17 protein-coding genes are annotated in these 20,032 nt (G+C 59.0%); 13 read left to right on the plus strand and 4 right to left on the minus strand.

Going from position 1 to position 20,032, the window contains the following annotated elements; translation table 11 throughout:
* The first annotated feature begins 4 nt into the window (after positions 1–4).
* The 4 genes from FH08_RS0119815 to FH08_RS0119830 all read left to right on the plus strand — a co-directional run bounded on the left by FH08_RS0119815 (position 5) and on the right by FH08_RS0119830 (position 4,233).
* Positions 5–490, plus strand: coding sequence for an Hcp family type VI secretion system effector (locus tag FH08_RS0119815; RefSeq protein ID WP_031360009.1), 486 nt, complete (start codon positions 5–7; stop codon positions 488–490).
* A gap of 112 nt (positions 491–602) precedes the next feature.
* Complete coding sequence (gene tssH, locus FH08_RS0119820; protein WP_031360010.1) at positions 603–3,296, plus strand: type VI secretion system ATPase TssH; 2,694 nt, start codon at positions 603–605, stop codon at positions 3,294–3,296.
* Positions 3,293–3,721 carry a type VI secretion system baseplate subunit TssE gene (tssE, locus tag FH08_RS0119825; protein WP_031360011.1) on the plus strand — a complete coding sequence of 143 codons (429 nt, stop codon included), beginning with the start codon at positions 3,293–3,295 and terminating at the stop codon, positions 3,719–3,721. The genes tssH and tssE overlap by 4 nt, the downstream gene beginning before the upstream one ends.
* 158 nt (positions 3,722–3,879) lie before the next feature.
* Complete coding sequence (locus FH08_RS0119830; protein ID WP_031360012.1) at positions 3,880–4,233, plus strand: DOPA 4,5-dioxygenase family protein; 354 nt, start codon at positions 3,880–3,882, stop codon at positions 4,231–4,233.
* A 26-nt stretch (positions 4,234–4,259) separates the two neighbouring features.
* Here the strand turns inward: FH08_RS0119830 and FH08_RS0119835 are convergent, their stop codons facing one another.
* A complete protein-coding gene (locus tag FH08_RS0119835) occupies positions 4,260–5,177 on the minus strand; it encodes a cupin domain-containing protein (RefSeq protein WP_031360013.1) in 918 nt (305 codons plus the stop codon).
* A gap of 325 nt (positions 5,178–5,502) precedes the next feature.
* Between FH08_RS0119835 and FH08_RS0119840 the strand changes: the two genes are divergently transcribed.
* A complete protein-coding gene (locus tag FH08_RS0119840; RefSeq protein ID WP_031360014.1) occupies positions 5,503–6,888 on the plus strand; it encodes a dihydrolipoyl dehydrogenase family protein in 1,386 nt (461 codons plus the stop codon).
* Between the two features lie 21 nt (positions 6,889–6,909).
* On the opposite strand, the gene FH08_RS0119845 is transcribed toward FH08_RS0119840, so the two are convergent.
* Positions 6,910–7,926 carry a LacI family DNA-binding transcriptional regulator gene (locus FH08_RS0119845; RefSeq protein WP_031360015.1) on the minus strand — a complete coding sequence of 339 codons (1,017 nt, stop codon included), beginning with the start codon at positions 7,924–7,926 and terminating at the stop codon, positions 6,910–6,912.
* 288 nt (positions 7,927–8,214) lie between these two features.
* On the opposite strand from FH08_RS0119845, the gene FH08_RS0119850 reads away from it, so the two are divergent.
* From FH08_RS0119850 to FH08_RS0119870, 5 genes are all read left to right on the plus strand, one after another.
* The gene (locus FH08_RS0119850; RefSeq protein ID WP_031360016.1) at positions 8,215–9,369 is read left to right on the plus strand and encodes an ABC transporter ATP-binding protein; all 1,155 of its coding nucleotides are present in this window, start codon (positions 8,215–8,217) and stop codon (positions 9,367–9,369) included.
* Positions 9,370–9,380: 11 nt separating this feature from the next.
* Entirely contained in the window at positions 9,381–11,321 is a 1,941-nt protein-coding gene (locus FH08_RS0119855; RefSeq protein WP_031360017.1) for a beta-galactosidase, read from the plus strand.
* 35 nt (positions 11,322–11,356) lie between these two features.
* On the plus strand, positions 11,357–12,601 hold the full coding sequence (locus tag FH08_RS0119860) for an ABC transporter substrate-binding protein (RefSeq protein WP_031360018.1): 1,245 nt from the start codon (positions 11,357–11,359) through the stop codon (positions 12,599–12,601).
* A 70-nt stretch (positions 12,602–12,671) separates the two neighbouring features.
* Positions 12,672–13,580 (plus strand): carbohydrate ABC transporter permease, encoded by a 909-nt coding sequence (locus FH08_RS0119865; protein ID WP_051888380.1) that lies wholly within the window; start codon positions 12,672–12,674, stop codon positions 13,578–13,580.
* Positions 13,581–13,593: 13 nt separating this feature from the next.
* Positions 13,594–14,445 carry a carbohydrate ABC transporter permease gene (locus FH08_RS0119870; RefSeq protein WP_031360020.1) on the plus strand — a complete coding sequence of 284 codons (852 nt, stop codon included), beginning with the start codon at positions 13,594–13,596 and terminating at the stop codon, positions 14,443–14,445.
* A 9-nt stretch (positions 14,446–14,454) separates the two neighbouring features.
* Here the strand turns inward: FH08_RS0119870 and FH08_RS0119875 are convergent, their stop codons facing one another.
* Positions 14,455–15,522 carry an SGNH/GDSL hydrolase family protein gene (locus tag FH08_RS0119875; protein WP_031360021.1) on the minus strand — a complete coding sequence of 356 codons (1,068 nt, stop codon included), beginning with the start codon at positions 15,520–15,522 and terminating at the stop codon, positions 14,455–14,457.
* Between the two features lie 320 nt (positions 15,523–15,842).
* Here FH08_RS0119875 and FH08_RS54155 point away from each other — a divergent pair, with 320 nt between their 5' ends.
* Positions 15,843–17,441: a methyl-accepting chemotaxis protein gene (locus tag FH08_RS54155; RefSeq protein ID WP_051888381.1), complete on the plus strand. Its 1,599-nt coding sequence runs from the start codon at positions 15,843–15,845 to the stop codon at positions 17,439–17,441.
* A 107-nt stretch (positions 17,442–17,548) separates the two neighbouring features.
* Here the strand turns inward: FH08_RS54155 and FH08_RS0119885 are convergent, their stop codons facing one another.
* On the minus strand, positions 17,549–17,758 hold the full coding sequence (locus FH08_RS0119885) for a hypothetical protein (RefSeq protein ID WP_031360023.1): 210 nt from the start codon (positions 17,756–17,758) through the stop codon (positions 17,549–17,551).
* A 680-nt stretch (positions 17,759–18,438) separates the two neighbouring features.
* On the opposite strand from FH08_RS0119885, the gene FH08_RS0119890 reads away from it, so the two are divergent.
* Together FH08_RS0119890 and FH08_RS0119895 are read left to right on the plus strand one after the other, a co-directional pair.
* On the plus strand, positions 18,439–18,687 hold the full coding sequence (locus tag FH08_RS0119890) for a DUF4148 domain-containing protein (protein ID WP_031360024.1): 249 nt from the start codon (positions 18,439–18,441) through the stop codon (positions 18,685–18,687).
* 332 nt (positions 18,688–19,019) lie between these two features.
* A complete protein-coding gene (locus FH08_RS0119895; protein ID WP_031360025.1) occupies positions 19,020–19,916 on the plus strand; it encodes a patatin-like phospholipase family protein in 897 nt (298 codons plus the stop codon).
* Positions 19,917–20,032 lie beyond the last annotated feature (116 nt).

The following is a 20,032-nucleotide window of genomic DNA, read 5'->3' on the forward strand; positions in this document are numbered from 1 at the left end:
GAAAATGGCAATTCCGTCATACATGTGGATCAAGGACGATGGCGGCGCGGACGTCAAGGGTTCCGTGACCGTTACCGGTCGCGAAGGCAGTGTTGAAGTGGTTGCGTTTGATCACGGCATTCACATTCCGACCGATGGCAACACCGGCAAGCTTACGGGCACACGCGTGCACAGCGCGGTAACGTTCACGAAGGAAACGGACGCGTCGACGCCGTATCTGTACAAGGCTGTGACGAGCGGCCAGACGCTCAAGTCGATCGAGATCAAGTGGTACAAGATTGACGACGCCGGTAAGGAAAAAGAGTACTTCAACACGAAGCTCGATAACGTGAAAGTGGTGAGCGTGAAACCCAAGATGCACGACATCAAGGACCCGTCGTACGAGAAGCATAACCATCTGGAAAACGTTGAACTTCGCTACGAGAAGATCACGTGGGCATACAAGGACGGCAACATCATCCACGCCGATAGCTGGAACGAGCGCTCGTAAGCGCGGTTTAGTATCCGGTGACAGGTGGAAGCGTTTGTCCGCCTGAACCGGTTTGTTCGCACGAGCCTCTCTCGCAGGTTCGTGCGTTTTACATCCTCTTCGATGATCCTCCATGACCGCTCGCGACCTCTCGCCATTCCTGCGCCGCCTGAACGACCACTGCGCCCGTGCACTTGCTGATGCAGCGAGCCTGTGCGAGACCCGCGCGCATAGAGAGATCGAGATCGAGCATTGGCTGATCAAGTTACTGGAACTCGGCGACGGCGATCTGGTAGCAGTCGCTCGGCGCTATGAGCTTGAGATGGACGGTATCTGGAACGGTTTGCTTAAAAGCATCGACCGGTTGCCGCGTGAATTAAGGGGTAAGCCGGGTTTGTCTCATCGGCTTGGACAGATACTGGAGGCCGCTTGGTTGCGCGCTTCGTTCGAAGGTGATCAGCCTACTATCCGTTCGGCTCACTTGCTGGCCGTGCTCGCTGATATGCCGCATTTGCTGCGTGCACCCGATGCATGGCAATTGTTGAGCATATCTGCCGTGCAGATCGAACGGTTGATTCCTGAATTAAATCGCGTGTCGGCGGAGGGGCGGACAGACGCGTCAACGGACAGCGCGACGGCCTTGGATATTAAGCACGCGAACGTTGAACAGCCGTCAACCGTACCCAATCATGCTGGCGCCGACGCGCTGCAGCGCTTCACCATCGACATCACGCAGAAAGCACGCGACGGCAAGATCGATCCGGTGTTCGGGCGCGAAGTCGAAATCCGCCAGATGGTGGATATCCTTGCGCGACGCCGCAAGAACAATCCGATCCTCGTGGGCGAACCGGGGGTTGGCAAGACCGCACTTGTCGAAGGCCTCGCGCTAAAAATTATCGAAGGCGATGTGCCTACGGCCATCCGCAATGTCAGTGTGCTCACGCTTGATCTTGGTCTTCTCCAAGCAGGCGCAGGCGTCAAAGGCGAGTTCGAGCAGCGACTGAAGAACGTGATCGAGGCCGTTCAGCAATCGTCCACGCCCATTTTGTTGTTCATCGATGAAGCCCATACGTTGATTGGCGCAGGCAACACAGCAGGTGGCGCGGACGCGGCGAACTTGCTGAAACCTGCACTTGCCCGAGGCGAGTTGCGCACGATTGCTGCGACCACCTGGTCCGAATACAAACAATACTTCGAACGTGACGCCGCTCTTGAACGGCGCTTCCAGATGGTCAAAGTCGATGAACCCGACGACGACAACGCGTGCCTGATGCTGCGCGGTTTGAAGGAGCGCTATGCGCAACACCATGGCGTGCATATCACTGACGCCGCTGTGAGCGCGGCGGTTCGTTTATCGCGTCGATACCTCACTGGTCGTCAATTGCCGGACAAGGCCGTTGATCTGCTGGACACCGCAGCGGCACGCGTGCGCATGAGTCTCGACGCAACGCCGATCGCGATCTCCACCCGGCGTGCAGAACATGCAGCGCTGGAAGTGGAACGCGCGGCTTTGCTGCACGATGAAGGTGCGACCTCGGTGGAATATGTCGACCGTCTTGCTTCTATCGATACGCGGCTGGAAATGCTCACGCGCGAGTTAATGCAACTGGAAGTTGAATTCGCACAGCAGAAGGATGCGATCGGGACGTTGTTCGCGTTACGTGCACGGTGGCATGCTGCAACCGACGAAACCGAGCGTCGCGACTTGCAGCCATTAATCAAACAGGCGCACGATCAACTCGCCCAACATGGCAACGATGCATTGATCTACGCGGAAGTCGATGAAGCCGCGATTGCCCGCGTGATTGCCGATTGGACGGGCGTGCCGGTGGGTAGTTTGCTATCGGACGAACTTGCCACGCTTCTCGAACTCGAAACGCAGCTCGGGCAGATCGTGGTCGGTCAGGATGATGCCTTGGCGGCGCTTGGAAAGAGCCTCCGTGCGGCGAAGGCCGGTCTCAAGTCCGACGACGCTCCGCTTGGTGTGTTTCTGCTTGTCGGACCATCCGGCGTCGGCAAAACGGAAACGGCACGAGCGCTTGCTGACCTGATGTTCGGCGGAGAACGGGCACTTCTGACGATCAATCTCTCCGAGTATCAGGAAGCGCATACGGTGTCTCAGCTTAAAGGCTCGCCCCCGGGCTATGTGGGTTATGGCCAGGGCGGCGTGCTGACCGAAGCCGTGCGCCGGCGACCCTACAGCGTGATCTTGCTCGATGAAGTGGAGAAAGCGCATCGCGATGTGTTGAACGTCTTCTATCAAGTTTTCGATCGTGGTTTCATGCGCGACGGTGAAGGACGCGTGATCGATTTTCGCAACACGGTGATTGTGATGACATCGAATCTGGGTAGCGAACTGATCATGGCGGCACAAGAAGCGGTGGTCGAAGCCGGTGGAGAGGTCACCACCGGCATGCTGATGGAGGCAATCCGCCCGTCGCTGATCGAGCACTTCCAACCCGCGTTGCTCGCTCGCTTTCAGACGGTCGCATACCGCCCACTCTCTTCCGCCGCGATGACCACGATCGTGCGCATGAAGCTTGCGAAAGTGGCGCAGCGCATCGAGCGTAAGTTCAACGTGCCGCTCATCTGTGACGACGCGCTGATCGGTGAACTGGTGCGTGCGTGTCAATTACCGGATTCGGGGGCGCGCAATATCGATAGCCTGCTCGACCAGCAGATTCTGCCTGTGCTCTCGCGGGAGTTGCTGGTGCGGGTGGCGCAAGCGCAAACCCTCCATGCGCTCAGGTTGTCGTACTCCGACGAAACCGGAATCGCTGTCGATTTCGATGAAGCCATCGCGAGCACCGGCGGGTTACCCGCATGACGCGTGGCGGACCTGGACTTTTCGAAGCCGTAACCGGTCATTTTGCGAACGGCGACCCGATTGATCTTCACAGCCGGAACCAACAAACATTCCTTTCGGTGCGCGACAACATCCAGCGCATTTTGAATAGCCGCCGCGAAAGCCTCGCGCATTTGCCTGACTACGGTTTGGGCGATCTATCGAAGATTTACAGGCACATGCCGGCCTCGGCGCATACGCTTCGGCGCGAGATTGAGGACACCTTGCTCAAGTACGAGCCACGTTTGAAATCGATCGATATAGCCTCCGCCGATCCTGAGGACGGCATGTTGCTCAGTTTCACGATGACCTGTGAATTGCATCAAGGGGGACTGGTGCGCTATGGCACGTATTTCACGCCAGAGGGACAAGCTCGGCTTACAACGCGTGAGGACGTGGACCGGTAGCAGGCCTGAAGTGCGCATCGCACAGGGGAAGCGAGGTGCGAAGTTCGGCATTGAAGCTAACGCGAGCAGGATGGGCATCGAGGTAATAGAATATCCAAACTAGGCCGACCACTGCGCCCGGCAACAGATTTCCACTGCGCGAGCAAACCCACCTTTCCATGACCCTCTCCACCACCTCCCCCGTCCAAACCTGGCACGCCCACATCTACTTCGACGCCGCCACCCGCGACGCCGCTTGGCAATTCCGCGAGGAGATCGCAGCTCATTTCGGCGATGCTTTACAACTCGGCCGTTTCCATGAGAAGCCTGTGGGCCCGCATCCCAAATGGTCGTATCAGCTTGCTTTCGAGCGTGCGCAATTTGCCGATATTGTCGAATGGCTGACGCTTAACCACGGAGCGCTGGACGTTTTCCTCCATCCCAATACCGGCGATTCGTTGCGAGACCACCGCGACGCGGCCGTGTGGATCGGCCACTCGCACGAACTGTTGCTCGACAACTTCATGTCCTGACTAAAGCGTAAAGCGATCCGCCCAACTCAAGCCCCCCGCACTTGCCTGAACCCGCCCGGCCCAACCCCATACGTGTCCTTAAACTTCTTACTGAACGCCGATTCCGACTGATAACCCACATTGTCCGCAATCTCGGCAATGCTTTTCGATGTACGCATCAGCAAGGTCCCCGCAAGCTGCATGCGAATGCGGGTGAGGAGGGACATCGGCGAATCTTCAGTGAGTGCGCTGAAAGTTCGCATGTAGGTGGCGCGTGACATCGCCGATTGTTGCGCCAGCATTTCGATCGTCCATGGTTCAGCAGGCCGTTCCAGCATGGCAATCACCGACGCCCCAAGCCGCGGATGCGCGAGCAGCGCGAGTACGTCGGTGGTGGATGGCTGCTGTTCAAGATGCGCCCGCAGCAACAGGGTGAACAGCGCAGTGGAAAGCGCAGACACAATGGAATACGCACCGGGCGCGGCCTCGCTCGCCTCCTTGCGCATCATGCCGACCATCCGCGTGAGGTCGGGGACATCGGCGCGCGCAAAGGACATTTTCACGAGATCCGGCAGCACGTCGATGAGCAATGCATTGGCCGCGTAGTTAAAGCGACCGCATAACAAATCGAGGCTCGCGGCATTTGGCCCACAATTCGAGCGGACCGTCACCACGCCGTTATGGCGGCTTTCCATCTCCCTGTGTTCGTTCCCATTAGCCGGTTCAAGTCCCTGCAGCACGTGGGCATCGCCGCGCGGCAACATGACAATATCGCCAGTCTCGAGCTGCACGTCCGCTTTCCCGCGGAATTTGAGGAGACAGCTTCCGGCAAGCACCACGTGATAGACGGCTTCGCTCGGCGGAGCCGGCGGATGGTCCAATTCCCACTGGCCGCTGAGAAGACAGCGCAGGTCGAGCGCGCCTTGCAGGCGGGATAACTGGATCAGTCGGTCGAGTGCATCCATGGTTGAGCGGGTCGGCGCGAGTGGCAAGGTTTGAAAGGCGGCGTAGCGATCTTACCGGAGAACGCGGCGCGCGATTATTGGCCTGGCCGTGCACGAACCCCGACCCCTCCACGCAACTCGTCAGCAATGAAATCCCCGCATTGAGACGAACAAGCATCCGTTCGAGCCGGTTCGACATGGAGATTCGACGCTCCGACGTCTACATTTACGTCATGGCGCGGGGCAGGGTTGTACGGATCGAAGCAAACCCGCTCTCTCGGCATAGCGAGAATCGTCCCATACCGGCCCGGTTCAGCTAGGCAAAAACCTTCGAAAGGGAGTTGAAATGTCAACAGTCGAACAATTCGAATATGTGTTTCTGGGCGGCGGAAAGGGCGGCAAAACGCTGGCGATGGAACTCGCCAAAGCAGGCAAGCGCGTGGCGGTGGTCGAGGAGGGAATGATCGGCGGCTCGTGTATCAACGTGGCATGTATCCCGAGCAAGGCGCTGATTCAAACCGCTCGGATCATGCACGCGGTGCGTTCCGCAGACATATTGAAGGGTGGCGCTCCCGATGCCAAGGTCGACATGACGCAAGTTCATCGTTGGGTGCGTGAGGTCGTGGATGGCATGGTCGACATCAACTCAAAAGCGTTCGAAGCGTCGGGCTTCGACCTGATCCTCGGCACCGGTCGTTTCGTCGGACCGCGCCGCATTCAGGTGGCAATGAACAACGGACAGGAACGCGTGGTCGAGGGCGCTCAAGTGTTCATCAACACGGGGACGTACGCCGCGATTCCGGATATCCTCGGCCTGCGCGATGCCGCTCCCATGACGCACGTCGACGCTCTCGAACTCGACTCGCTGCCGGAGCATCTGATCGTGATCGGCGGTGGTTATATCGGTCTGGAAATGGCGCAGGCATTCCGTCGGCTCGGCAGTAAGGTAACTGTCGTGCAAGAGGCGCCACGGGTTGCCATGCGCGAAGATAGCGACGTCACGGATGCCATCGAATCGATCTTGACGGGCGAAGGGATCGACATAAGGGTGTCGGTCAAACCCTTGCAGGTCAGCGGTCGCTCAGGACAGTCGGTGACCGTTGAACTTAGCGACAACACGCGCTTAACAGGCACGCATCTGCTGGTGGCGACGGGCAGGGTACCGCGAACGTCAGGCATTGGACTGGACGTGGCCGGTGTAGCGCTCGATGAACGCGGATTTATCAAAGTCGATGAGCGCCTTGCAACGTCGGCGCCAAATACATGGGCGATCGGTGAAGTAGCGGGAACACCCATGTTCACGCATGCATCGTTCGATGACTATCGCGTACTCAAGTCGCAACTCGCGGGCGGCAATCTGACTACGCGCGACCGCCTCATTCCATACGCCATGTTTATCGAGCCGGAACTTGGACGCGTCGGTATCAATGAAAGCGATGCGCAACGGCAAGGTATCGCTGTGCGCGTAGCCAAGCTGCCGATGGCATCCATCCCCCGCGCACGTACGACCGGCGACACGCACGGCTTCATGAAGGTGATAGTTGATGCGCAGTCGGATCGCATCCTCGGTTTCACGATGGTCGGTTCGAACGCGGGCGAAGTGGTGGCGACCGTGCAGATGGCCATGCTCGGCAATCTTCCGTACACCACGGTCCGGGACGCGATCCTCTCGCATCCGACCATCGCGGAAGGGCTGAACATGCTCTTCGCGAAGATCCCTGAGAGAGCGTAATAGCGCTTCATTGTCAGGGCTTCAACTGCGCACCCGTCCCGTCGACGCTCTTTGCACCAGCACGGGCGGGGGTGCTACCCGCATGGGCGTCTCGCAGCGGCCACCGCTTTCAATCAACGCTTCTAGCAACTCGACGGCCATGGCAGCGGCGGCATCGGTGGGAACAGCAACTGTCGATAGTCCTGGCCGCGATTCGCGTGCCAGTTGAATGTCAGTAATCCCAATCACCGACAGGTCGTCAGGAATCCGCATGCCACGATCCGCAGCGGCATGCATCGCGCCTAACGCGGGCAAGTCGTTGGTCGCGAAGATTGCGGTCAGGTCCGCGTGCTCCGTCAGCAATTCACACGCGGCCTCATAGCCGCCCTGGACGGCATCGCGGGTAAAGCGCGCCTCCCGCGCCGGATGCCCCACGCCCGCAGCCTTCAGCGTGTGACAAAAGCCGGCGTATCGCGCTGCCTGCACACCATCCGGCTGACTGCCGATGATCGCGCCAATCCGCGTATGCCCGAGGTCCAGCAGATGCTGCGCGGCCAGCGCCCCAGCCGCAAAAAAATCGACGGCGACGCAAGGCAATCCCGGCGATACATCCGGCCGTTCCCACATGCACAGCACGACTGGCGTACCGCGTGCACGCGTGGTGTGAAGATCGTCGAAGGCAATTCGGGAGTTCATCACGAGCACGCCTTCCGATAAGGTCCCCGCAATCTGATCCAGGTACGCGCGGCTGATCACGGGATCTTCGTTCGTATTACATACGATCAGAAAGCGCCCGTTTTTTCGCGCGGCCCGTTCTGCCGCTAGCGCGAACTCCGGATAAAACGGGTTCGCGATACTGGTCACCATCAGCGCAAGAGTAGGCGCGCTTCCTTCGGCCAGCGCCCGCGCTGTCAGGTGCGGCCGATAGCCTAATGCCTCCACCGCATCGAGCACCCGCTGACGTGTCGCGGCGCCCACCTTGCCGCGATTGCGCAGCACGTTGGACACGGTTGCCGGCGTGACGCCGGCGCGAAGTGCGACTTCGGCCAAAGTAGTCATCGAATCTCTAGGCAAGGGTTAACGCGTGGGCAACATCGGCAAATTCAATGAACTGTCGCCAGGGTGGCTGCTTCGTCCAACTATCCGTGCTGATGTCCACATTTTGGGATGGCTTCCCGGCATTTGTGTAAATCGTCCGACGCCGCTAGATTTGACACCCAAGGCAGCTAAAAACATAGACGGAGACAGCCGGTCAACGCGATCCCGAACACGGATCGTTTTTTCACAGGCAGAAGGTTAAGCGCTTAACCTTCGATTGTCTCCCCGGTAAAACACGGAGACGTCGGCATGGCGAGCATCTCGTTACGATCGGTTCAAAAAGCATACGGCGATCACGCACTCGTGATTCGTGATGTTGATCTCGAGATCGGCGAGCACGAATTCTGCGTGTTCCTCGGCCCTTCGGGATGCGGCAAATCCACCTTGCTGCGTATGATCGCGGGTCTGGAAGACATCACGGACGGCGACCTGTATATCGACGACAAACTCGTCAACGAAGTACCGGCCGCGCAGCGCGGTGTCGCGATGGTGTTCCAGAGCTACGCGCTCTTTCCGCACATGACCGTCTACCAGAACATGGCATTCGGCCTGACGCTCGCGAAGACACCGAAGGACGTGATCGACCAGAAAGTGAAGGAAGCGGCTCGCGTGCTGCAACTCGAAGCGCTGCTTGAACGCAGGCCGAAGGAGTTGTCCGGCGGCCAACGGCAACGCGTGGCAATCGGTCGGGCAATCGTTCGGAGTCCGAGTGTATTTCTCTTCGACGAACCCCTCTCGAATCTGGATGCTACATTGCGCGGCCAGACGCGGGTCGAGATCGCGCGCCTGCACAAGCAGTTCAATACCGCCAGCGTTGTCTACGTCACTCATGACCAGATTGAAGCCATGACGCTCGCCGACAAGATCGTCCTGCTGCATGCAGGCGCGGACACGGCGAAATACGGCAGCATTGCGCAGGTGGGCGCGCCGCTCGAGTTGTATCACCGGCCGAAAAGCCGCTTCGTTGCGGGGTTTATCGGCTCGCCGCGAATGAACTTCCTGCCTGCGAGAGTGGTATCGGGGAGCGCGGAAAGCGTGTCGGTTGTGCTCGATGGGACGAACGAGCGACTGGAGGTTCATGCTAACGGCGAGGCTTTGCGACCCGATCAGGCCGTCACGCTCGGCATTCGGCCCGAGCATCTCGAACCGGCCGCTAGCGCTGGCTCGACTCAACAATCCACTCAACAAATCAGCCGCACGGTATCGCTGGTCGAACAACTCGGCGAGCACAGCTATCTGCATCTCGATCAACCGGGCGGCGCGGTGCTGATTGCAAAAGCACCGGGCGACAAGACGCCACGGCAGGGCGAGAACGTGGTCTTTAACGTGCCGCCCGCGTCCTGTCATCTCTTCACCGAGGACGGCTTTGCCGTCACGTCGGCCGTCACCAAACAATTTGCGTAGGAGCGCACTGTATGCGTCTTGGAGTCTGCTATTACCCGGAACACTGGCCCGAATCGATGTGGAAAGACGATGCGGCGCGCATGAAAGCGCTGGGCATCGACCGCGTCCGGATTGCTGAGTTCGCGTGGAGCCGGATCGAACCTTCGCCAGGTGAATACAACTGGGACTGGCTGGATCGCGCAATCGATGTGCTCGCCGACGCGGGCCTCAAGGTCGTCATGTGCACGCCGACCGCGACGCCGCCGAAGTGGCTGATCGATCGTCATCCGGACATCCTGCCGATCGGCGCTGATGGCCGTCCGCGTGCGTTCGGTTCGCGCCGGCACTACGATTTTTCGTCGCCTTCGTACTTCGAGGCGTCGCAGAAAATTTGCACGGCAGTGGCCGAGCGTTACGGCAAGCATCCCGCTGTGGCGTTCTGGCAAACAGACAACGAGTTCGGCTGCCACAACACCGTGGTCAGTTATTCCCCAGCCGCGTTGCAGCGTTTTCGAGGATGGCTGAAGCATCGCTACGGCACCATCGACGCGCTCAACGCCGCATGGGGCACGGTTTTCTGGAGCATGGAATTCCGCAGCTTCGACGAAATCGATCTGCCTGTCGCCACCGTGACGGAAGCGCATCCGACCCATCGGCTGGATTACCGGCGTTTTGCCTCGGACGAAGTCGTACGCTACAACCGGATGCAAGCGGACATCATTCGCGCGCATTCGCCGCAGCGGCCGGTCGCGCACAACTTCATGCAGCTATTCACCGAGTTCGATCACTACAAGGTGGCGGCTGACCTGGATATCGCGACATGGGACAGCTATCCGCTCGGCGCGCTGGAGGAGCAGTGGTTCGATCCGTCGATCAAGTCGAAGTGGCTGCGCACGGGTCATCCCGACTTCGCATCGTTTAATCACGATGTGTATCGTGGGATGTCGAAACTGCCGTTCTGGGTGATGGAGCAGCAGCCGGGCCCGGTGAATTGGGCGCACTGGAATCCCGCGCCGCTGCCGGGCATGGTGCGTCTCTGGAGTTGGGAGGCGTTCGCGCATGGCGCCGGATGTGTATCCTATTTCCGTTGGCGGCAAGCGCCGTTCGCGCAGGAACAGATGCACGCGGGTTTGAACACACCGGATAACCGGCTCGATATGGGCGGCACGGAAGCGTCGGTAGTGGCGAAGGAAATCGAGCAGGTTCTGGAAGCGGATGGCGAATCCAAGGTCGCCACCAAAGTTGCGCTTGTTTGGGATTACGAAGCAAAATGGTTGTTCGAAATTCATCCACAAGGCGCTGACTTTCACTATCCGCGTTTCGCGTTCGAGTACTACAGCGCGTTGCGCAGCCTTGGACTCGATGTTGATGTGATCCCGGTCGATGCGCCGCTGGATGGATACAAGATGATTGTGGTGCCGCCGCTGCCGGTGGTGCCCGCGGACTTTGCGGACAGGCTCGCGGCGAGCGGCGCGCAAGTGGTGCTTGGACCTCGCACGGGGTCGAAGACCGTGGACCTGACGATTCCCGCTGCGTTGCCGCCGGGCGAGGGTATCGCGAAGCTCATTCCCATTCGCGTGTGGCGCGTTGAATCGATGCGTCCGAACGTGACCGAAAAAGTGGGTCAGCGCGGCGAGGCGCGTCAGTGGCGCGACTTCATCGAGACGAGCCATGGCGTGCAGATTGAAGCGACGTTCGCCGATGGTCATCCCGCCATCGTACGAAGCGGTTCCGTGCTCTATCTCGCCAGCCTCTTCGATGAAACCCTCACGCAGGATATCTTCCTGGATGTGGCGAAAGCAGCCGGCCTTAATGCAGCACCGCTGCCCGAGGGTATCCGGGTCAGCCGGCGTGGTGGCTTGACTTACGTCTTCAACTACAACGCGACGCCGTACAAGATTCCGGCGGCTGCGAGTTTTATAGTGGGGCAGGAGGAAGTAGAACCGCAGGGCGTCGCAATTTATAGAGCATAGCTAAGCAGACAACACTCATCGATGAGGAGACACGTATGAAAACCTTGTTTCGCCACGGACTGACCGGTGCGGCGCTGGCCGTCGCAATAGCTACGACCAGCATTGCGCAGGCGGGCACCTTGACCGCGAACATCGCGTTCAAAGGGGCAAGCCAGCGCGCTGTCTGGCAACAGACCTTTGACGCCTTCAAGAAAGCACATCCGGATATTGACGTGAAGGTGACCTTCGTCGATGAAGAAGCCTACAAGGTGCAATTGCCCGGCTGGCTCACAACCGTCGCGCCCGATATTGTCAACTGGCACAACGGCGAGCGCATGGCGTACTACGCGAAGCGCGGCCTGTTTGAAGACCTGACGCCCGACTGGACCAAGAACGGCTGGAACGGGATGTACGCGTCGACGAAAGAATCGTCCACGTACAACGGCAAGCAATATTCGGCGCCGACCGTGTATTACGCGTGGGGCATGTTCTACCGGAAGGACTTATTCCAGAAGGTGGGCATTACCGCGGAACCGAAGACATGGCCTGAATTCCTCGACGCCTGCAAGAAGCTGAAAGCAGCGGGCATTGCACCGGTCGCGGTGGCAGGGCGTGATGCGTGGACACTCGCCGGCTGGTTCGACTACCTCGACCTGCGCATCAACGGCAACGCGTTTCATCAGAAGCTGATGGCAGGCGATATAGCCTATACGGATCCGCGCGTGAAGAAGGTTTATACGGCGTGGAAGGACTTGATCGACAACAAGGTGTTCATCGACAACTCGCTGTCCTATGACCTTGACGCGGTGCAGCCGTTCCTGTTCCAGGGCAAGGCCGCCATGATGCTGATGGGCACGTTCATCACCGGCGGATTCCCGGAGAACATCAAGCCGCAGATGGGCTTCTTCCAGTTCCCGATTATCGACAGCAACGTGCCGACCGCTGAAGATGGTCCGGTGGAGTCGCTGCATATTCCGTCGAAGGCGAAGAACAAGGCGGACGCGCATACGTTCCTGGCATTCGCGGAAACGCCGGACATCAGCGCGCAACTGGCGAAGGGCCTGGGGTCGTTGCCGGCCAATAGCAAGGCGCCGGAACCGGACGATCCCATCTCGAAGATCGGTTTCCAGATCCTCTCGCAGACGAAGGGTGGCATTGCTCAGTTCTACGACCGCGACATGACCAAGGAAATGGCTGACGAAGGCATGAAGGGCATGCAGCAGTTCGTGTCCGATCCGACGCAGCTTGACGCGATCCTGGCGCAGCTCGAAGCCACGCGCAAGCGTATCTACAAGAAGTAGTGTGGGACGGCGGCTCGCGATTGCTGCGAGCCGCCGCGTTGAACAAAATCGGGATCACGGAGAGCAAGACATGTCCGAAACCCTCAGTGTTCCGGCGATCAAAACCAGACGCCGCGGAAAGATGTCGGCTACTGCACGCCAGCAGCGCCTTGCCGCGTTCCTGTTCCTCGCGCCGGCCTGCATCATGGTCGCGATCTATGTGATCTGGCCGATCTTCTCCAGCCTCAGGCTCAGCTTTTACAACTGGGACGGGATGACGGAGAAGACCTTTATTGGCTTCGATAACTACGTCGAACTGTTCCATGCGCCCACGTTCTATACCGCGCTGAAGAACAACGTCTTGTGGCTGATCCTGTTCCTGCTGGCGCCGCCGATGGGCCTCGCCGTCGCGTTGTACCTGAACCAGGCGGTAAGAGGCATTCGCATGGTGAAGTCGCTGTTCTTCGCGCCGTTCGTGTTGTCCGGCGTCGTGGTCGGCTTGATGTTCAGCTGGTTCTACGACCCGACCTTCGGCTTGCTGAAGCTGATCCTCGGGCATGGCGTGCCGGTGCTTGGCGATCCGCATTACGTGACCTTCGGGATCATCTTCGCGGCGCTCTGGCCGCAGACCGCCTACTGCATGATCCTGTACCTGACCGGATTGACGTCGCTTAATTCCGAGCAGATAGAAGCGGCCCGCATGGAAGGCGCGAAGGGCTGGACCATGCTGTGGCACGTCGTCCTGCCGCAACTCCGGCCAACCACTTTCATGGCGATCGTGGTCACGATCATCGGCGCGTTGCGAAGCTTCGACCTGATCTCCGTCATGAGCGGTGGCGGCCCGTTCGAAAGCTCGACCGTGCTGGCCTATTACATGTACGACCAGGCGATCAAGTACTACCGCATCGGCTATTCCGCCGCGATTGCCGTGGTGCTGTTCGCGATCATGATGGTGTACATCGTCTATCACTTGCGCAGAATGTTGCGCACCGAGCAATAAGCAGGAGTGCGCCATGTTTCCAATGCCCATCGCCAAGTGGAAGCCCGTGAACCGGGGGCTTTACAAGTTGTCGTTACCGGTCGCGCTGGTGATCTGGTTGTTGCCGTTGATCGCGGTCATGGTGACGTCCATTCGTTCCTCCGATGAACTCGTCGAGGGCAATTACTGGGGCTGGCCTCGGCACTTTTCGCTGATCGCGAACTATAGCGACGCGCTGACGACCTCACCGATGCTCCACTATCTGTGGAACAGCGTGCTCATTACCGTGCCGGCTGTCGTCGGCTCGATCGTGCTGGCGTCCATGGCCGGTTTTGCACTGGCGATCTATTCGTTTCGGGGTAACACCGCGCTATTCGCAACGTTCGTCGCGGGGAACTTCGTGCCTATCCAGATCCTGATGATCCCGGTGCGGGACCTGTCGTTGCAGATGGGCATCTTCAATACCGTCGGCGCGTTGATCCTGTTTCATGTCTCGTTTCAGACTGGTTTTTGCGCGCTGTTCCTGCGCAATTTTATTAAGCAGTTACCGTTCGAGCTGGTCGAAGCCGCACGTATTGAAGGGGCGAATGAGTGGACGGTGTTCTTTCGCATCGTCTTGCCATTGATTCGTCCGGCATTGGCCGCGCTGGCAATCCTGGTCTTTACGTTCGTATGGAACGACTACTTCTGGGCGCTGTGTCTCACCACGGGAGACGAGGCAGCGCCCATTACGGTGGGTGTCGCCGCGCTCAAAGGCCAGTGGGTGACGTCGTGGAACCTGGTCTCGGCGGGGTCCATACTCGCGGCATTGCCGTCGGTCATGATGTTCTTCGCCATGCAGCGCCACTTCGTTGCCGGGCTGACATTCGGGGCAACGAAGGGCTAGGGCGATGACCTATTCGTGCAACCACTCGTCGATCCGGATCACAACGTAGTCCGCTATGATTTTTTGCAGATGAGTGGTTGGATGATAAGCGTCAGCGAACATGTAGATAGTGTCAGCATGGGCGGAGACATACGTTGAACGTGAGCAGAAGAGCGCGCTGGTGTCATCGGCTTGAAAAGCCGGGGGCAGGTTTGCCGGGGCGCAGGCTACGTTGGTGCCAACGCTGCCGTCGAAGCGAAAACCAAGCTGGCGATAGTTCGCTGACACTTCATCGATGAACGTGAATGCATCGATCCGCAACACGGCCGGCGATGAAGGGAGTGCATCATCCAGCGCGGCGTTGAATGCCTGTGCCAGCTTCCGAAGCAATTTCGCGGAGCCTGGCAGTTGCTGCTCGGCAAGGTTTGCGATCGGCGCCTTGCTGATGTCCGGTACGTTTTGTACGACGATATGAGTGGCGCCATGTTGCTGCACGTTGTGCACCAGCCCTGCAAATTGTTGCGCCGCCTGTTGCAGGGCCGGTAGCACCGCTTGCAACGAAGCGGCCGGGTCGCCGCCGCTCGCAACCATTCCCGCCCATGCATCATAGGCATCCTGAACGTCGTTGGCGCCACCTTGCATCAGTACGAGCTGCTGTGCGTTGAAGCGCGTATGCGACTGGAGATAGGCGGCCAACTGTAAGGTCAGTGGAGTCTGTAACTCGCCGGTGTCGCCCGTTGCATCGCCGGGGTTCGGCGGCCCTGCTACCCGGGCGCCCCCTTGGGCGTAGCCGAATCCTTCCGGATGAACGACGCTCGGTTCCCCGAAGCCGCCTGTCAACGCTGGCGCGAGGCCTGACCCATAATGTTGCGCGACGAGCTGTACGGAGATGGCGCCCGGATTGGTGGTGTAGGTGCCGCCGCCGAATTTCCGGGCATAGGCGTAGGTGCCAACGTCCGAAAGACTGTCCCCGAACGAGACGACCTGCTTGATGCTCCGTTGCGGATCGGCAGAACCGGCCGATGCGTTCGACGAAGGCGACAAACCAATGACACTGCATGTCAACGCAAGGAACGCTAAACGACGGACTGTCTGCATGGCGCACTCCGGGGTAGTGTGGTGTACCGAAGAATAACCTTGTTTGCGCGGGTTGCACTACCTCGAGATTTGAGCGTTGCACGGGAGGAGAGGTGGGCAGTCAATCCATTTACTGTCGTTGAAGTTATTCTCGGTCCATCAAACTCTCTCGACGCAGTTCATTTATTCAGTTGCCCAAAGGCCGAAAATAATCGCTTTTAACCCGCCTGAATCCCGCTAATTGGGCTGGTTTGATTTATTCATCCAAGACCCTCCAGTCCTGTCTCCGGCCCGCCGATATACCTTCGATACAACGCACACGACCAGTCGGAGACAATCGGATGAAAACATTAAATACGCCGGGCATATCCCATTCTGCGGGATATACCGGCCTCGTGAGTCACATCAGCTTGCGGGCCAGTATCACGCTTGTGTTGACGGTTTTTACCGCGCTGTTGATCGCGGTCAGCGCACTGGCCGGCGTCGCGCTTCAAACCAGTAATGCCGCGATTGAAAAGATGTACACGGAAGACACCCACTCGCTTCTTCAGATCAAAAGCAGTTATGAACACGTGATGCATGCGCGTCTCGCGCTGGGCAGTTTTGCGGCGCTTTACGCACTAGGCGATGTTCAGCCGGCGTTGCTCGAAGGCGCGCATGGCGATCTGCGTCAATCGGATGAAGAAGTTCGGGCCTACCTGGCAACCGCATCGGCGGACGATGCTGAAACGGCGCTGCGCGCCCGCTTTGTCGCCGCGCGTCAGAAGTATCTGCATGACGGTCTGGAAGCTTCGTTCGAAGCGCTGGGTAAAAGCGATTTCTCAGCCTACAAATCCCTGCAGGGCGCAGAAACGGAAGCGCTGGCAAATAACTTCGGCGCACAAGTTGCTGCACTGGAAGGTGTTTTCACCGAGCGTCAGAAGGCGCGTTATACCAGCGCTCAAAACCGCTTCCACATGATGCTCTGGCTTCTTGCCGCGGCGGCGTTCGCGTCGGTGGTCATCGGTACATTCGCGCGACATGCGTTGCTTAACGCGATCGTCAAACCGGTCGGGCAAGCGATTCGCCAGTTTCAGCGGATCGCTGCGGGCGACCTGACGAATCCCGTCGATACCGGCCGCAACAACGAGATGGGCGCGCTATTGCGTGCGCTCGAACAGATGCAGCAGTCGCTGGTCGAGACGGTGACGACCGTGCGGACCAGCACCGAATCGATCAACGTTGGCGCGACGGAAATCGCCAGCGGCAACAACGACCTGTCCATTCGAACAGAGCAACAGGCGGCGTCGCTGGAAACAACGGCAAGCAGCATGGAGCAAATCACGGCGACGGCGAAAGCGAGCTTCGAGAGCGCCCGGCAAGCGAGCGAGATGGCGACACATGCATCGGAAATGGCCGTCAAGGGAGGCGCAGTCGTCGGCAACGTAGTGACGACAATGCAGGGCATTGCCGCGCATTCGAAGAAAATTTCGGAGATCACGAGCGTGATCGACGGCATCGCTTTCCAGACCAACATCCTCGCGCTGAACGCAGCAGTTGAAGCGGCGCGTGCCGGTGAACAGGGTCGAGGTTTTGCGGTGGTCGCGGGTGAGGTACGCAATCTCGCGCAGCGCAGCGCATCGGCGGCGCAGGAGATCAAGATGCTCATTCAAGACTCGAGCGCGCATATCAACGCCGGATCGACGCTGGTGGAAAGCGCGGGGACGACCATCGGCAATGTGGTGAGCGCGGTCGAGCGCGTCTGCCAGATCGTGACAGAGATTTCCGCTGCGGCGGGCGAACAAAGCAAGGGGATCGAGCAGGTCAATCTGGCGGTTGCGACGATGGACCAGAGCACGCAGCAAAACGCGGCGCTCGTCGAGGAAGCCGCCGCAGCAGCACAGTCCCTGCAGAGTCAGGCGAGAACGTTAAGCGAGGCTGTGGAGGTGTTTCGGCTTTAAGGCGTGGATGGCATTCGACCGGTGGTTAGCGCGCATGATGCTGCGCGACCAGTGAAAGCTATACGTCAGGTCAGCCCATTCAGCGGCTGACCTGACGCGGCAGAAAGTCAGGCCTGTGCTCCGGCACTGTCCGCATCGTCCGGAGCGGCTTCGTCCTCTTTCTTCTCTACCAACGACTCCAGAGCACCGGCGCCTTTGAAGCCGGCCACGGCTGCAATCCCTTTCGTCAGGATTGAAGCATCCGGGTCGACCTTGTCCGTCGCTTCCACTGCCGCGATTGCTCCCGCGACCTTACCTACCTCATCCAAAAATCCCATGTCGATCACCGTATAGTTAAAACGTGAACGCGCGCTATTTCACGTTCACGCATATCAAAGGACGTCGCGGTTGGAACCGTCAGCGGCATCTCCCACCGGCGACACATCCTCCTTCTCCAGCCTCGTCGACGAATACGCCCATTTTGAGTGCGCGACAACGAGGGACATGTCTTACGTTAATGACGGACGTCTGCCCGCCATCGTCGATGACAATATCACCGCGCGGACCGCAACACTGTAAATTCTTGTTATGGGCTTTTGCGGTCGTTCTTCAGCTCAGCTCCAACGCATTGGTGCCGCTGTCCATGTCACCTTGCCGGAGGCTTTCAATTGCCTTCTTATCTCCGTGCGACCGTTCACCCCGGGTCAAGGCGACGTGCCTCATGTCTGCGCAAATGCGTGCCGTTGCGCAATGTCCAAAGCAACCTGACTAAGCGAATGCTGAGTGAAACGCGACGGTTTTATCAACGGCGGCGCCAATGTTCTGCGGACTCGAAATGGCGCGAGTACCAACAATGCGCGCAAGAGCACGAGGCCTGGCCAACCATCTTTTTGGGCGTCCTGTAACCGCTTCCGGCAATTGGGCGAAATACCCTATGAAGCGTCTGTACCCAAGCATGCCCTGACCCGGCAGGCACGTTGGCAAGTCAATGGTCGATAAATGACCTCTTTGGAGAGTAATGATGAAACTGAACAAGTTAATGATGATCATGGCCGTAGCAGCCCTGGGCGTGTCGACACTGGCGAGCGCGCAATCCGTGCAGCCTGTGGAAGGAAACGCAATGGCGGCGACATCGAATCAAGGTCCGAAAACGCGTGAGCAAGTGCGTGAGGAATTGGCCCACGCTCGCATGGACGGCACCATCTCACGTTTTGGTAACCCCGATCCGTATGGACCGGGCGGCACGCCGAATTTCACCCGGCATTAAACAACGGGCAGGGAGCGACAACTGGCAGGTCACTGAAAGAGGAAGGCAACGCCGTGTGAAGACTCATTCCTGACCAGATTGATACAAGCCAATTGTGTAGTCATCCTTATATTGCAATTATCAACATGACAGAACCAGTTACTGGATCTGTTCAAGGGCCACTAGCCCCATCCGACTATCGTTTACCGAGGCTGCTTCGGGCACAATGTCAGTGTTTGCTCGCGAGGCCGCAGTCTCGGTAACCTCAGCGCCGAGGCGGCACAGGCCGGCCGGGTTGCCCGTCGGTGGTTCATGCACATTGCATCCGGTAGCGCCCCGCAGGAGCGGCAGACATGTCTTTTGATCATCCCCCTCTAGCCGTTTCATCGGGATTGACCGCCTTCGTATTCGCGGGTGGCGGCAGCCTCGGTGCGATCGAGGTGGGTATGCTGCGAGAGTTGCTTGATTGGGGTGTGCGTCCGGATTGCGTGATCGGCGCGTCGGCGGGGGCCATCAACGCGGCGTATTTTGCTGGGCGGCCCGATGCCGAGGGTGTCGCGATGCTTGAATTGCTGTGGTGCCGCATCCGGCGGCGGGACATCATGCCGCTCAGCATGTTTGGGCTGTTCGAGATGATATTGCGTCGCCGTTCCCACCTCGTCGAAGCGAAGGCGCTGCGCATTCTGCTGGAAAACAATTTGCCCTATGAGCGAGTGGAGCAGGCGACCATACCGCTGCACATTGTTGCGACCAACATGCTGAGCGGCAACGAAGTCGTTCTCTCGTCCGGTCCGGTCGTGGACGCCGTCCTTGCAAGCGCCGCGATTCCCGGCGTGTTTCCGCCGATACGCATTGACGGAGTCGATCTGGTCGACGGCGGCGTGGCCAACAATACGCCGATCTCGGTCGCCGTCGGGCTCGGCGCAACACGCATCATCGTGCTGCCGGCCGGCTTCGCCTGTGCGCTGCAGAAACCGCCGGCCAACGCGATCGCGCAGGCCATTCATGCGCTGACGCTTATCATCGCGCGCCAGCTTGTGCGTGATCTGGCGTTCTATTCATCGCGTGCGGAAATTTTCGTCGTTCCGCCCTTGTGTCCGCTCGATGTATCGCCTTACGACTACACGCAGTGCGAGCGCCTGATCGAGCGTGCGGCCGGGCAGACGCGTACGTGGCTAAGCGACGGTGGCCTTGAACACGGGTCTATCCCGGCTGAACTGCACGAGCACGCGCATGCCGAAGTGGTTTAGAGAAATTAAATAGGCGGCTGCACTGCATCCGAACGTTGGCGCCTTACGTATCTCGTCTAACGTTATCTAAAATCCGGCAATCTGAATTAAACACTAACTTATCGAGAGACCCGCAC

Origin of the sequence: Caballeronia sordidicola, assembly GCF_000729995.1 — a bacterium.
GTDB classification, from domain to species: Bacteria; Pseudomonadota; Gammaproteobacteria; order Burkholderiales; family Burkholderiaceae; genus Caballeronia; species Caballeronia sordidicola_A.

Coding starts and splice junctions, on each gene's coding strand:
- FH08_RS0119815 (WP_031360009.1), top strand. CDS start 5: ATGGCAATTCCGTCATACATGTGGATCAAGGACGATGGCGGCGCGGAC.
- tssH (WP_031360010.1), top strand. CDS start 603: ATGACCGCTCGCGACCTCTCGCCATTCCTGCGCCGCCTGAACGACCAC.
- tssE (WP_031360011.1), top strand. CDS start 3,293: ATGACGCGTGGCGGACCTGGACTTTTCGAAGCCGTAACCGGTCATTTT.
- FH08_RS0119830 (WP_031360012.1), top strand. CDS start 3,880: ATGACCCTCTCCACCACCTCCCCCGTCCAAACCTGGCACGCCCACATC.
- FH08_RS0119835 (WP_031360013.1), bottom strand. CDS start 5,177: ATGGATGCACTCGACCGACTGATCCAGTTATCCCGCCTGCAAGGCGCG.
- FH08_RS0119840 (WP_031360014.1), top strand. CDS start 5,503: ATGTCAACAGTCGAACAATTCGAATATGTGTTTCTGGGCGGCGGAAAG.
- FH08_RS0119845 (WP_031360015.1), bottom strand. CDS start 7,926: ATGACTACTTTGGCCGAAGTCGCACTTCGCGCCGGCGTCACGCCGGCA.
- FH08_RS0119850 (WP_031360016.1), top strand. CDS start 8,215: ATGGCGAGCATCTCGTTACGATCGGTTCAAAAAGCATACGGCGATCAC.
- FH08_RS0119855 (WP_031360017.1), top strand. CDS start 9,381: ATGCGTCTTGGAGTCTGCTATTACCCGGAACACTGGCCCGAATCGATG.
- FH08_RS0119860 (WP_031360018.1), top strand. CDS start 11,357: ATGAAAACCTTGTTTCGCCACGGACTGACCGGTGCGGCGCTGGCCGTC.
- FH08_RS0119865 (WP_051888380.1), top strand. CDS start 12,672: ATGTCCGAAACCCTCAGTGTTCCGGCGATCAAAACCAGACGCCGCGGA.
- FH08_RS0119870 (WP_031360020.1), top strand. CDS start 13,594: ATGTTTCCAATGCCCATCGCCAAGTGGAAGCCCGTGAACCGGGGGCTT.
- FH08_RS0119875 (WP_031360021.1), bottom strand. CDS start 15,522: ATGCAGACAGTCCGTCGTTTAGCGTTCCTTGCGTTGACATGCAGTGTC.
- FH08_RS54155 (WP_051888381.1), top strand. CDS start 15,843: ATGAAAACATTAAATACGCCGGGCATATCCCATTCTGCGGGATATACC.
- FH08_RS0119885 (WP_031360023.1), bottom strand. CDS start 17,758: ATGGGATTTTTGGATGAGGTAGGTAAGGTCGCGGGAGCAATCGCGGCA.
- FH08_RS0119890 (WP_031360024.1), top strand. CDS start 18,439: ATGATGAAACTGAACAAGTTAATGATGATCATGGCCGTAGCAGCCCTG.
- FH08_RS0119895 (WP_031360025.1), top strand. CDS start 19,020: ATGTCTTTTGATCATCCCCCTCTAGCCGTTTCATCGGGATTGACCGCC.